Genomic DNA, 12730 nt, shown 5'->3' with positions numbered 1-12730 from the left:
CTCACTATGACGATCGATAAACAGCTACCCTCAACGCGCACCGCCGAGTTAGACAGTATTTGCTTAAAAGCAGAAGTGATTCCCGTGATTACCATCGAGCGTCTTGAAGACGCCGTACCGCTGGGTCGTGCCCTGGTGGAGGGCGGTCTGACCGTTCTGGAAATCACCCTGCGTACCGACTGCGCCCTGGAAGCCATCAAACGCATGAAAGAAGCGCTGCCCGGCGCCAGCATTGGCGTGGGTACTGTGCTGACGCCCGCGCAATATCGCCAAGCGGAGCAGATCGGCGCTGATTTCGTCGTCACTCCAGGGGCCACTGAAGCGCTTTACCGTTATGGTGTAGAGAGCCCGGTGCCGATGCTGCCAGGCGTTTCTACCATCTCTGAGCTGATGACCGGCTGGCAGTACGGCTACCGCCGCTTCAAATTCTTCCCCGCTGAATCCAGCGGCGGTGCCAAAGCGCTCAAAGCGTTTGGCGCACCGATTCCTGAAGCGCGTTTCTGCCCCACCGGTGGCATTACCGTCGAGAACGCTGAAACTTACCTGTCGTTACCCAACGTGATGTGTGTAGGTGGCTCTTGGCTGACGCCGAAAGCGATGATTGAAGCCGAAGATTGGGACGGCATCCGCGAGCTGGCCCGTCAGGCCGCCGAGCGTTTCCACCACTAATTTGAAACACCGTACCGAGCACTCTCGTTACTTGCCTCACTGATATCGGGTCGTGTGAGCAAGACGTTTGCCCGAGCATGTCACCATGCTCGGGCTTTTTTGTGTCTACGTCTAAAGGGGGCTTCCGTTCGCTAGCAGTCGTGATACGCTAACTTAAACGATTAAGTTAAGGTTTAAGCATGACGTTAGCGGATTTTGAGCCCAAACGCCCCGAGGTCCATTTTGTACCGCCCATGGGCTGGATGAACGACCCCAACGGGCTGGTGTTTTTTGAAGGCGAGTACCATCTGTTTTATCAATTTCACCCGTTCAGCACCGTGTGGGGGCCAATGCACTGGGGGCATGCTGTCAGCCGTGACCTGTGCCACTGGCAGCATTTGCCCATTGCGCTGGCACCCAACGAAGAGGGCGCCTGCTTTTCGGATAGTGCCGTGGTGGATGAGCACGATGTGACGGGGCTGTTTGACGGCCAGCCGGGACTGCTGGCGTTTTACACCGGCCACCGGGTGCTTTCTGATGACCCGGAAGATTACCAGCAGTCTCAGTGCTTGGCTTACAGCCGCGATAAGGGCCGCACTTGGCAGCGCTATGAGCGTAATCCTATTCTGCTGCCGCCAGGGTTTAAGGACTTCCGTGACCTTAAAGTGGTGTGGCACAGCACTAGCCAGCGCTGGGTGATGGCGCTGGCCTGTGGTCAGGAAATTCACTTTTACATCTCCCATAACCTGCTGGAGTGGCAGTTTGCCAGCGCCTTTGGCGAAGGCGAGGGCGCGCATACCCAGCACCCCTGGGAGTGCCCGGATCTGTTTGAGCTGCCGGTAGAGGGCGCTGGCCCGGATGAGCCCGAGACGCGTTGGGTGTTGGTGGTCGGCATTGGCGCAACGCCGGATAACCCGTTTGGCTCGTTTACTCAGTACTTTGTAGGTGAGTTTGACGGCCAGCGCTTCTCCAATGACAACGCCCCCGGCACGGTGCTGATGATGGATGAAGGACGGGATTTTTACGCGGTGCAAAGCTGGTCGAACACGCCTGGTTGGCAGCTGGCGCTGGCGTGGTTGAATAACTGGCAGTACGCCCCGCAATCCCCTGAAGCAGGCTGGCGGGGCACCATGAGCCTACCTCGCGAGCTTGCACTGTGCGCCACTCACTGCGGCGTGCGCCTACGCCAGCGATTCGCCCGTGAAACTTACCAAGATGGCCGTGTGATGGATACGGTTTCGCCACGTTCCGCGCTCGCCGTGGGGGAGCACTGTTTAGCGCTGCCAGGCCAGGCGGCGGTGCGAGGCCAACTAACGCTATCACTCGAAGCCAGGGCAAAGGTGGCGCTATCGCTACAGCAGGGCTACCAACAGCGTTTGATCTTGGCGGCGGGAAGCGCGGACATCGCGCTGTTTTACGAGCGTCAGGGCAGTAATAGTCAGCCTGCGTTTGATGAGCACTTTGCCTGCGACCACGCAGCGGGCAGCGTCGATGGGCGAACGGTCACGGTGGAGTGGTGGTGTGATCACGGAACGTTGGAGATGCTGGTAGAAGGGGCATCCGAGCAGCGGGCCATCACGCAGGTCAGTTTTGTGGACCATGTTCACCAGCCGGTGACGCTGGCAGTGATCAGCGGTCAGGTGGCGATAGAGGCAGGCGCTATCCAGCGCAGGCCGGAGTAACGTGGCGGCGCGCCTCGTTAACGAGGCGCGCTTGTTTACCGGGCAAGTGCGCTTGGCGTTACGGCGTGACCGCTGCGCTGCGAAGCGCTTCAATATCGGCGTGAGTGGGAAGCGCGGCATAAGCCCCAGGGCGTGTCACCGCATGGGCGCCGCAGCGGCAAGCAATATCCACGGCGCTGGCGAGAAATTCGCTATCTTGGTGCCAGTTTTCTGTTAGACCGTAGCGGGAAAGCTCCGCCAGCAGGCCGCCAATAAAGGCATCGCCACCGGCGGTGGTGTCTACCGCCGTTACGTTGGGCGGCGTCACGGTTTGGTCAATGCCGATGCCTTTGAGCGCAACGCGATTGGGGCCATCGGTAATCACTACCACCTTAACGCCTGCGGCGAGCCGCTGCGCAATCCACGCGTCTTGTGGGTGGTCGCCGCGCAGGTAGTCCAGCTCGTCAAGAGAGACTTTCACCAGCTCCGCGCTATCAATCAGCTCGGTCACCCGCCACACATCCGCTGAGCCATCCGCCCACAGGTTGTGGCGCAGGTTGGCATCCACGCTCACCAGGCAGCCCGTCCGTTTGCCCATGGCGGCAATCGCCAGGGTGGTGTCGGCGATCTCTGGGTCGGTCAGGCTGTTGCTGCACAGGTGCACAATGGCAGGCTGCTCAAACACGCCGTGGGGCAGATGCTCCAGGCGGTAAAGCAGGTCGGCGGCCGGTGGGCGGTAGAAATCAAAGGTGCGCTCGCCGCTGCTGTCGCGGGAGACAAACGCCAGCGCTGTGCGGGCCTCTTTGGTAAGCACGACCCCTTGAGTATCCACACCGTGGCTTTTCAGCTCGCGGATCAGGAAATGCCCAAAGGTATCGTCACCCACCATGCCCAAAAACTGGCTAGGCACGTTCAGCCGTGCGCAGGCCACCGCCACATTGGCCGGTGCGCCGCCCGCGTAGGGAGTAAAGGTCTTTGGCCCCGTGTCATCACCCAGGCGGCTAGAGAGCATATCAATCAACGCTTCACCGAACGCAATCACCGGCGTCATGGGTTACTCCTTTTGGTTAGGGCGGTATTTTCATTAAGAGGGTCAGAAAACTTCTTCATTATGTAGGGCTTCGGCGGCACCCAGCAGGCCGGTCCACGGGTGGGTCACAATCCACACCGGAATATCGGCGTTGTAAGCCCCCATGCGCCCTTTGTTAACAAAGCTTGCGCGCAGTTCGCACTTGGGCAGCCACTCTAACAGGCGGGGCAGAATGCCGCCGCACAGATACACGCCGCCGCGTGCGCCCATGGTCAGGGTCGCATCGCCGCATACGTCACCGAGAATTTTCAGAAAGCGCAGCAGGGTGGCGGTGGCAATGGCGTCGCCCTGGTTAGCCGCTTGGGTAACTTCAGCAGGCGCCTCGCAGCGCGGCGCTTGGCCTTCTAACGTGCAATGGGCTTGGTACAGCTCTAACAGCCCCTGGCCGCACAGAATGCGCTCCACACTCACCCGCTGGTGGCGCTGTAAAAACACATCCAACAGTGCGCGTTCGGTGGCACCGGTGGGGGCAAAGGTGACGTGGCCGCCTTCGGTGGGTAGCGGTATCCAGGCGTGCTGGCCAGGGAATACCCCGGCCACGCCTAGCCCGGTACCGGGGCCAATAACCAAACGGGTCGAGTGTGACTGGGCGGCCCCAGGCTGCACTTCCACGAGGTTGTCTTCGCCCACGTGGGGCACGCCCAGCGCTTGGGCGGTAAAGTCATTGATGACTTTAAACAGCGATAAATTCAGCGCCTGCTGAACATCGCTTTTCATAAAGTCCCAATGGTTGTTGGTCATTTTTACCCGCTCGGCGTGGACCGGGCAGGCAAATGCTAAGCAGGCTTCTTGCGGGGCGTTATTGCCCGTCGCGCCTACGCGCGCGAGGTAGTCTTGTATCGCTTCAATCACGCCGGGGTAGTCGGCGCAGGGAAGATTAAGAATATCGTGGGGCGTCACCTCGCCCGGCGTGACCAACGCCAGGCGAGCATTCGTGCCGCCAATATCGCCGATTAATGCCGGTCGCATCAGGCGTCCTCTTGAAAAATCTGGCCTTCTTGGCGGGCAAGGTCGTCGGCTTCAAAGCCGCCCAGTGAGCCTGCGCCCTCTTCGCCGCGCATCGCCAAGTGGCGGAAGCCCGAGAACAGCTCGCGGCCCAGGCCCACGTGGTAGTGGTCCAGGTTTGCCACCACACGCTCGCGGTCGGCCCAGGTAGCCGCATCCACTTTGGCTTCCAAGGTGCCGGTGTTGGCATCCAGGCGCACCACATCGCCATCGCGCAGCTTGGCCAGCGGGCCGCCGTCCAGCGCTTCCGGGCTCATATGGATAGAGGCGGGCACCTTACCCGACGCGCCGGACATGCGGCCATCGGTGACCAGCGCGACTTTAAAGCCGCGATCCTGCAGCACGCCCAGGAAGGGGGTGAGTTTGTGCAGCTCGGGCATGCCGTTGGCTTTGGGGCCTTGGAAGCGCACCACCACAATCACGTCGCGGTCCAGGTCGCCAGACTCAAACGCCGCTTTCATCTCGTTCTGGTCTTCGAAGATCTTCACCGGCGCTTCGACTACCCGATGCTCTTCGGCCACTGCCGAGACTTTGATCACGCCACGGCCCAGGTTGCCTTTCATGACGGTCAGCCCGCCCGTGGCAGCGAAGGGCGTGGCGACCGGGCGCAGCACGTCTTCGTCCAGGCTCTTCTCGGGGCCTTCGCGCCATACCACTTTGCCATCTTCCAGGAAGGGCTCTTGGGTGTAAGCGGTGAGGTCGGTGCCAAACACGGTGGGTATGTCGCCGTGGAGCAGGCCTGCGCCCAACAGTTCGCGGAACAGGTAGCTCATGCCGCCCGCTGCCTGGAAGTGGTTAATATCCGCTTGGCCGTTGGGGTAGACCTTCATGATGCTGGGCGTTACCGCTGAAAGGTCGGTGAAGTCGTCCCAGTTCAGCGTTATACCCGCCGCTGCCGCCATAGCAATCAGGTGCAGGGTGTGGTTAGTCGAACCGCCCGAGGCCAACAGGCCCACGACGGCGTTCACAATGGCGCGCTCGTCGATCTGCTTGTAGAACGGGCGGTACTCGCCGCCGGGCTCGGTGTTGCGAATGGCCTGTTCGGTGGCGTAGCGGGTCAGTGCTTCGCGCATCTCGGTGCCTGGGTTCACAAACGAGGTGCCCGGCAGGTGCAGGCCCATTACTTCCATCATCAGCTGGTTGGAGTTGGCGGTGCCGTAGAAGGTGCAGGTGCCGGGGCTATGGTAAGAGTCGGACTCTGCCTGCAGCAGCTCCTCACGGCCCACTTTACCTTCGGCATACAGCTGGCGAATGCGCGCTTTCTCTTTGTTGGGCAAGCCGCTGGGCATGGGGCCTGCGGGTACAAACATGGCCGGCAAGTGACCAAAGCGGGCGGCGCTGATAAACAGGCCCGGTACGATTTTGTCGCACACGCCGAGGTAAATGGCGGCATCGAACATGTTGTGTGAAAGCCCCACCGCAGCTGCCATGGCAATTACATCGCGGGAGAACAGCGAAAGCTCCATCCCCGGCTGGCCTTGGGTCACGCCGTCGCACATGGCAGGCACGCCACCGGCAAACTGAGCGGTTGAGCCCATGGCGTTGGCGGCTGCTTTAATCGTTTGCGGAAACGTTTCAAACGGCTGGTGCGCCGAGAGCATGTCGTTGTATGAAGAAATAATCCCTAAGTTGGCGCTGTTCATCAGCTTCAGGGAGTCTTTCTCCTGGGGGCTACAGGCAGCAAAGCCGTGGGCCAAGTTACCGCAAGAGAGCTCACCGCGGTGAACGCCGCGCTTGTGCTGGTCGGCCATGCGACGCTCGTACAGGGCGCGTCGCTCGGCAGAGCGCTCACGAATACGTTGGGTAACCTCGGCAACCGTAGGATTGAGTGTAGCGGGTGTTGAACCAGGCATAGAGACCTCTGCGTAAGTAGAGATGGTGACGATTATGTAGTTACTTTACATATTTCGGCGTCGATACAAGAGACTTTACGGCAATAAAAAGGCTATTTATAGCTTAATCTGTAGTTTTATTACCTTGAATGGTGGCCGCTACCGGCGTCGCGCCTGATGTTTTGAGAAGTGTTATAAAAAGCGGTGCGTAAGCGCTTGTTTCGCGGTTAAAGCACAAGTATAGCAGCCCTGCTTTTGCTACTATCCTTCGCCACCAGCCTGTGGAGAATTGTGATGGTTAACGAGCCGACCGCTGAACAGCGGCTTCAAGTGCTACTGGCACGGATCAGTGCAGTGGACACCGCCGCTGCTGAAAATACCCGCGCCTACCTGGATACGCTGACCAAGCCTCCCGGCAGCTTAGGCGAGCTAGAAGCCCTAGCCATTCAGCTTAGCGCCATCACCGGTATGGCGAAGCCTTGCGTCTCCCCCCCGCACATTATGGTGTTTGCCGCTGATCATGGGGTCGCCAGCGAGGGCGTCTCAGCCTTTCCCCAGGCAGTCACCGCCCAGATGGTGGCCAATTTCGTGCAGGGTGGCGCTGCCATTAATGTTTTTGCCCGGCAAATTGGCGCTGAGGTAGAAATCGTCGATGTGGGCGTTGCTTCTACGCTGACGCTGCCTGGCGTTACCCTGGCGAAAGTGCGGGCGAGCACGGCCAACATGGTCGTTGAAGATGCCATGCACGCCGATGAGGCCTTAGCGGCGATTGAACAAGGCGTGGCGGCGGTTGAGCGCGCAAAAAAAGCAGGGGCCAACTGCATTATTGTGGGCGAAATGGGCATTGCCAATACCACTGCCAGCAGTGCCATGCTAGCAGCCTTTACCGGTGTGCCGGTGGCCCAGGTAGTGGGGGCAGGTACTGGAATAAATACCGCTCAGCTAGCGAATAAGGTGGCGGTAATTGAGCGTGCGCTAAGCGCCCGCCAAGCCAACGCCGATGACCCCTTAGACGTACTTGCTAAGCTGGGCGGCCTTGAAATTGCCGCAATGACCGGCGCTTATTTAGCCTCGGCGGCGCATCGTACGCCTGCTATTGTGGATGGCTTTATCGCCACCGTGGCAGCACTCACGGCCTGCCGCCTTTGCCCGTTAGTCCGCGATTACCTGATTTTTGGTCACCGTTCACATGAGCCGGGACACGCCACGGCGCTAGAAGCGCTTGACGCTAAGCCGCTGCTCTCACTGGGTATGCGCCTTGGCGAAGGGAGCGGTGCAGCGCTGGCGTTTCCGCTACTGCAGGCGGCGGCCGCCATGCTCAGCGAAATGGCCTCTTTTGCCGATGCGGGCATTAGCAATAAAGCTGCACGGTGAGCGCGGTGGAAACGCTGCCGTTTAGCCAGTCTTTATCGCTTGCCCGCAGCGAGCAGTGCCTAGCGATCACCTCCGCGATGCCGCTGCGGGTGCTGAGCAGCGCGTTAGTGGGAGAGGGTTTTGGCAGGGTGCGTCATTTTGCGAATTTCCACGTTGATAAGCACTACGATGGCCACTCGCCAAACGAAGACTTAACCCAGTGGTTATTGGCCCAAGGCTTGCCGCTGGCATCGGTAGCCATGATGACCGCCGTGCATTTAAACAGTGCCTGCGTGGTTAGCAGGCCGCTGGGTAATCTACCCAATGGCGTGATGGCGCTGGTTACCGCCGGGGTGGGCAATGCCGTTGATATTAGCGTTTCAATCCAAGACGACCCGCGCTTGGCGCTGCGCGCCACGCCTAAGGTTGGCACCATTAATACGTTTGTCTTTTTAGATGCCCAGCTAACGGACGGCGCGTTAGTGAACGCCTGTTTATCGGTCACGGAGGCCAAAGTGCAGGCGCTTAGGCAGGTAGGCGTCAAAGATCCGTATAGCGGAACGCCTGCCACGGGTACTTCTACTGATAGCATCTCCATTGCGGCAACGCAGCGTGGCGACACCACGCCCTACGCCGGTTCTGGCACCCCTCTTGGGCGAGCACTAGGCCAGGCGGTTTACCAGGCAATGTTGGGTTCGCTGTCGCTTTCACAGAAGAGGGCGCCAACGTGCTAACGCCGCTGTTAACTTCAACCGTTGGGCTTGTCGCCATCGCGATTTGCATTGACTTAATAGTGGGCGACCCGCGCTCGTTGCCACACCCGGTGGTGCTCATCGGGAGTATGATTAGCCGTTATGAGCAGTTATGGAATCGCGGCACGGCGCAGCAGCGCAGGGTAAGCGGCGCTTTCTTAACCGTGATGGTGGTCGGCGGCGTGTGGTTGGTTAGCTGGCTGTTTCTCGTCGTGCTCGCCAGGCTTCACCCCGGGTTGGCGTTGATCGCTGAGCTTTGGCTGCTTTCCACGACGCTGGCGATTAAAGGCTTGGGCGATGCGGCCCGCGCGGTGGCAGCACCGCTTAGTAAAGGCGACTTGCCCACCGCACGCCAGGCGCTGGGAATGATTGTCGGGCGCGATACCCAAGCCTTAGATGAGGCAGACATCACCCGTGGCGCAGTGGAAACCGTGGCGGAAAATACCGTGGATGGCATTACCGCGCCGCTGTTTTTTGCGCTGATTGGCGGGGCGCCGCTGGCGCTAGCGTACAAGGCGGTGAATACCCTAGATTCAATGGTAGGCTACAAAAACCAACGCTATGCCGATTTTGGTTTTGCCTCTGCCAAGCTGGATGATGTGGCCAACTGGATTCCCGCGCGGTTAACCGCGCTGTGTCTATGGTTCGCTGGCCTGCTACTGAGTGTTTCGGGCGTTTTATCCCTACGCTGGCGCGGCGCGCTGCAAGGCACCTGCCGCGATGCGCCGCGCCACCCAAGCCCGAATGCTGGTTGGCCGGAAGCCATGGTGGCCCGTTTACTCGGCGTGCAATTAGGTGGCACCAATTTCTATCAAGGCGTGGCTTCCCATCGCGCTACGCTAGGTGAACCCCTTGAGCCGCTGCGCTTAGTTCATATCACGGCCACCGTGCGCTTAATGCACGGCGCTTGGCTGCTGTTTTTCCTGTTGATGAGCGTGTTGATGAGCGTGTTGATGAGTGTGCTGATGGAGGTATGGATATGGAGATGAGCGGGATGTCCAATAGGAATAACGCTGTTAATTGGCCAGCCCATGGTGGTCAAGTCACAGCGCTACTTCAACACTTTGGGCTGCCCGCCTACCATGCCTTTGAAGATGTTAGCGCTAACCTTAATCCGTTGGGGCCGCCCAAGTGGGTGGCCGCTTGGCTTGCTCAGCGGTTTGATGGTCTAAGCCGCTACCCCGCACCCGATTATCGCGCCGCAAGGCAAGCGATCGCTGCCGATAACGGCGTTCAGCCGGAGCAGGTGCTACTCACCAATGGTGGGGCGGAAGCCATTTTTATGGCCGCTGCGTTGCATGCCGGTGGGCGGGCCTTATTATTAGCTCCCAGTTTCGGGGAATACGTCAGGGCGTGTTCTGCTCACCGCTTGAACATGACCGAGCATGTGTTGCACGCGCCGCATTTTGTCTGCGAGGTTGACGACCTGCTGGAGAAAGCCACAAACGCCGACGTGGTGTTTCTCTGCCGCCCCAACAATCCAACCGGCACGCTGATGTCGTTAGATACGATTAAGGACCTGCTGGCGCATACGCAAACAACCGCTACCCAGGTGGTGGTGGATGAAGCCTTTATCGATTTAGCGCTGGGAGTGGATGCGTTAACACCGCTGATGGAGCGCTACCCTCAGCTTATTCTGCTGCGATCCATGACTAAGTTTTACACCTTGCCGGGGCTACGCTTAGGCTATGTGTTGGCCAGTGAGTCGTTAATCACAACGATGGCTGCCCATCAGCCGCCCTGGAGTGTTAATCACCTTGCTGCTGAGCTAGTCGCTCCGCTGCTGGCAGATAGAGCGTTTGCTCGCCAAACCCAGCAGTGGTTGGCTAGCGAACAGCCACGCATGACCGAAGCACTGAAAGCGCAAGGGCTTGACGTGGTGCCCAGTAACAGCTGCTTTTTTCTGGTGCGGCCTGAGGCTGCAAAGCGCATTCAGGGAATGACCAGCGCGCGACTGTTTGAACGTTTGCTGCGTCACGGAGTGCTGGCGCGTCACACCTATAGTTTTCCAGGCCTGGACGGTGACTGGCTGCGTTTAGCGCTGCGCGATGGGCCTGCTAATAATCGATTGCTAAAGGTGCTGCATGATTGTCTTTGTTAGCGGGGGCGCCCGTTCCGGTAAAAGTGACGTTGCCGAACGGCGTGTGCTCAGCGCGGCGGGCAGCGCCAGCGTCTACTACATTGCGACCGCCCAGGTGTATGACACCGAAATGGCTGACCGCGTCGCCCGGCATCAAATAAGCCGTCACGCTAAATGGGTAACCATTGAAGCACCGCTGGCCATTGATCAAGCGATGGCCAACGTGCCAAGCGGAGGCGCGGTACTGTTGGATTGCCTAACGCTATGGGCTAGCCAGGTCTTGTATGCCAGCGAGCTAAACGAAGATGAAGGTTTAGCACTGTTGGCTAATGCACTCGCGGATGCGCGAACGCGCAGCGTGTATGTGGTGATTGTCTCTAATGATATCAATGAAGCGCTGCCGCCCAGCGATGCTGAAACCTGGCGCTATTTGGCCTTTCTCCAGCGGGCTCACCGTTGGCTGGCAGCGGAAGCCGATTCGGTAGTCGAGGTGACCGCAGGCTGTGCACTGGAGTGGAAAGATCAGCCGTCTGAGCATGCGAAGGAGGGGAGAATTTGAAAAACGCCCTGTTTGGTACCTTGCTGGCGCTGCAGTTTCTCACCCGCATTCCGATACCCATAGCCGTTCCCTGGACACCCGACACCCGGCGCTGGGCCGTGCGCGCCTATCCATTAGTGGGGTTGATGATAGGCAGCGTGCTGACGCTAATAGCGTACGCTATGCAAAACGTGCCCGCCCCCATCACCGCATTGGCCATATTAAGCGTGTGGGTGGCGCTTTCGGGGGGGCTGCATTTAGACGGTGTGATGGATATCGCCGATGCCCTAGGCAGTAATCAGCCGTTGGCGCGCCGCTGGGAGATCATGAAAGACCCGCAAATCGGTAGCTTTGGAATGCTAGCGCTGGTGTTTCTACTCGCTTGGAAGGCGGTGCTGCTGTGGGCGTTGGTCGCTTATCAGGCGCCGTTGTGGTGGCTGTTGATAGTGCCGGGGCTAGGGCGCTGGGCGGGCGTTGCGCTACTGGTGCTAACACCCTGTGCTCAGCAAAAGGGATTGGCGTGGAGCTGGCAGCAGTCGCTTAGCGGCCAAGACGTCGCGTTGGCCCTATTGCCCCTGGCGTTCATCGCGTTATTAGCGCCTGCCGCACTATTCATGTGGCTAACGGTCATCGTGTTTGTGGTGCTGGTGCGCGGGCTCATGATGCGACTGTTTAACGGTATTAACGGCGATATGGTTGGCGCCACCATTGAAGGAGGAGAGCTTTGGTTACTGATCTTAGTGTGGAGCTGGTGGCAGTTCGCCACGGTATCACCGCCTGGAATTTAGAGCGCCGCTATCAAGGCCAGCAAGATATTCCGCTGCTGTTTCCTGACGCTGAAGCAGGGCTGCTGGCACTGCGCGAGTTGCTGGCCGATGAGCGTTTTGATGCGATCTATTCAAGCGATTTACAGCGTTGCCAACAAACTCTTGCGTGGTCCCGGGCGGCAACGCCGGGCACGGCAGTGAGCTTGGAGCCGCGCCTGCGCGAGCTGGATTTTGGCGACTACGAAGGTAAAGTGTACGACGAATTAAAAGCGCTTCCGCACTACCGCGCCTGGATTGATAGCGTCGGCGAGCTGCAAATTCCTGGCGGTGAGTCCTCTGGCCAGCTACGTGCGCGCCTGGATGCTTGGCTCGACGACCTTGCCGCCAATGCCCACGCGGGTAATCACCAAAAAATTCTCGCTGTTACCCACGGCGGGGTGATTCGTGAGCTGCGCCGGCGTTTTGAAACCATTGGTTTTTGGGATGGCATTGTCCATCAAGCTCAAGGTCGGCGCTGGCAGCTTATTTATCAGCACAACGCACAGGGAAAAGGGGAATGGCAATGCAGCTCTTCATCGGCGGTGCCTGCGCAGGAAAGCGCGACACCGTAACCGCTCGCTTTCCTGCAGCGCGCTGGTGGCCGCTTAATGATGTTCACCCCTTGAGCGATTGCCATCAAGCGCTGGAGGCTGAACGGCCACTGGTTATCAACGGCGTGCTTGAGTGGCTAGCCTCTGCTCTCGATGCCACTGAACACGATGCCTTACGTTCGCAGTGGCAGCGCGAGTTAGCCACGCTAGGCCAGCGTGCCGACGAGTTAAACGCGCCGCTACTTGTCATTACCACGGAAGTAGGGCGGGGTATTGTGCCTATGCAGCCCAAACAGCGCCGCCTGCGCGATGCCAATGGTTGGTTTAACCAAGATGCAGCGGCCCAAGCCGAGCAGGTGTGGTATGTGAGGCACGGCCTAGTTCAGCTGCTGAAGGGCTAGGCAGTAAAATTGA

The 12730-nt window shown here is 59.3% G+C and carries 13 protein-coding genes; 10 read left to right on the top strand and 3 right to left on the bottom strand.

Features of this window, described 5'->3' with window-relative positions; all coding sequences use genetic code 11:
- Positions 1–6 precede the first annotated feature (6 nt).
- Positions 7–669, top strand: a complete 663-nt coding sequence (locus tag LOS15_RS08140; RefSeq protein ID WP_263069475.1) for a bifunctional 4-hydroxy-2-oxoglutarate aldolase/2-dehydro-3-deoxy-phosphogluconate aldolase — start codon at positions 7–9, stop codon at positions 667–669.
- Positions 670–848: 179 nt separating this feature from the next.
- Positions 849–2330: a glycoside hydrolase family 32 protein gene (locus tag LOS15_RS08135; RefSeq protein WP_263069473.1), complete on the top strand. Its 1482-nt coding sequence runs from the start codon at positions 849–851 to the stop codon at positions 2328–2330.
- Positions 2331–2388: 58 nt separating this feature from the next.
- Here LOS15_RS08135 and LOS15_RS08130 read toward each other — a convergent pair whose 3' ends face one another.
- The 3 genes from LOS15_RS08130 to edd are packed head-to-tail and all read right to left on the bottom strand — an operon-like array spanning position 2389 to position 6257.
- Positions 2389–3360: a carbohydrate kinase family protein gene (locus LOS15_RS08130; protein WP_263069472.1), complete on the bottom strand. Its 972-nt coding sequence runs from the start codon at positions 3358–3360 to the stop codon at positions 2389–2391.
- 42 nt (positions 3361–3402) lie between these two features.
- Positions 3403–4368 (bottom strand): glucokinase, encoded by a 966-nt coding sequence (gene glk, locus LOS15_RS08125; RefSeq protein WP_263069470.1) that lies wholly within the window; start codon positions 4366–4368, stop codon positions 3403–3405.
- The gene (gene edd, locus LOS15_RS08120; RefSeq protein WP_263069469.1) at positions 4368–6257 is read right to left on the bottom strand and encodes a phosphogluconate dehydratase; all 1890 of its coding nucleotides are present in this window, start codon (positions 6255–6257) and stop codon (positions 4368–4370) included. Before edd ends, glk begins: the two co-directional genes overlap by 1 nt.
- 273 nt (positions 6258–6530) lie before the next feature.
- On the opposite strand from edd, the gene cobT reads away from it, so the two are divergent.
- From cobT to LOS15_RS08080, 8 genes are read left to right on the top strand one after another with little or no spacing between them, the layout of a single operon-like run.
- Positions 6531–7610, top strand: a complete 1080-nt coding sequence (gene cobT / locus LOS15_RS08115) for a nicotinate-nucleotide--dimethylbenzimidazole phosphoribosyltransferase (protein WP_263069467.1) — start codon at positions 6531–6533, stop codon at positions 7608–7610.
- A complete protein-coding gene (locus tag LOS15_RS08110; protein ID WP_263069466.1) occupies positions 7607–8323 on the top strand; it encodes an adenosylcobinamide amidohydrolase in 717 nt (238 codons plus the stop codon). Before cobT ends, LOS15_RS08110 begins: the two co-directional genes overlap by 4 nt.
- Entirely contained in the window at positions 8317–9330 is a 1014-nt protein-coding gene (cbiB, locus tag LOS15_RS08105; RefSeq protein ID WP_263069464.1) for an adenosylcobinamide-phosphate synthase CbiB, read from the top strand. The genes LOS15_RS08110 and cbiB overlap by 7 nt, the downstream gene beginning before the upstream one ends.
- A 5-nt stretch (positions 9331–9335) precedes the next feature.
- Positions 9336–10442, top strand: a complete 1107-nt coding sequence (cobD, locus tag LOS15_RS08100; protein WP_263069463.1) for a threonine-phosphate decarboxylase CobD — start codon at positions 9336–9338, stop codon at positions 10440–10442.
- Complete coding sequence (locus LOS15_RS08095) at positions 10426–10980, top strand: bifunctional adenosylcobinamide kinase/adenosylcobinamide-phosphate guanylyltransferase (protein ID WP_263069462.1); 555 nt, start codon at positions 10426–10428, stop codon at positions 10978–10980. The genes cobD and LOS15_RS08095 overlap by 17 nt, the downstream gene beginning before the upstream one ends.
- A complete protein-coding gene (gene cobS / locus LOS15_RS08090) occupies positions 10977–11747 on the top strand; it encodes an adenosylcobinamide-GDP ribazoletransferase (protein WP_263069461.1) in 771 nt (256 codons plus the stop codon). The genes LOS15_RS08095 and cobS overlap by 4 nt, the downstream gene beginning before the upstream one ends.
- Complete coding sequence (locus tag LOS15_RS08085; protein WP_263069459.1) at positions 11684–12337, top strand: histidine phosphatase family protein; 654 nt, start codon at positions 11684–11686, stop codon at positions 12335–12337. Before cobS ends, LOS15_RS08085 begins: the two co-directional genes overlap by 64 nt.
- Positions 12289–12717 carry a bifunctional adenosylcobinamide kinase/adenosylcobinamide-phosphate guanylyltransferase gene (locus LOS15_RS08080; RefSeq protein ID WP_263069457.1) on the top strand — a complete coding sequence of 143 codons (429 nt, stop codon included), beginning with the start codon at positions 12289–12291 and terminating at the stop codon, positions 12715–12717. The genes LOS15_RS08085 and LOS15_RS08080 overlap by 49 nt, the downstream gene beginning before the upstream one ends.
- Positions 12718–12730: the final 13 nt, after the last annotated feature.

This window comes from Halomonas sp. 7T (assembly GCF_025643255.1).
Taxonomy (GTDB): Bacteria; Pseudomonadota; Gammaproteobacteria; order Pseudomonadales; family Halomonadaceae; genus Vreelandella.
The sequence above is the reverse complement of the archived record's forward strand: the minus strand, read 5'-3'. Positions and strand labels throughout refer to the sequence as shown.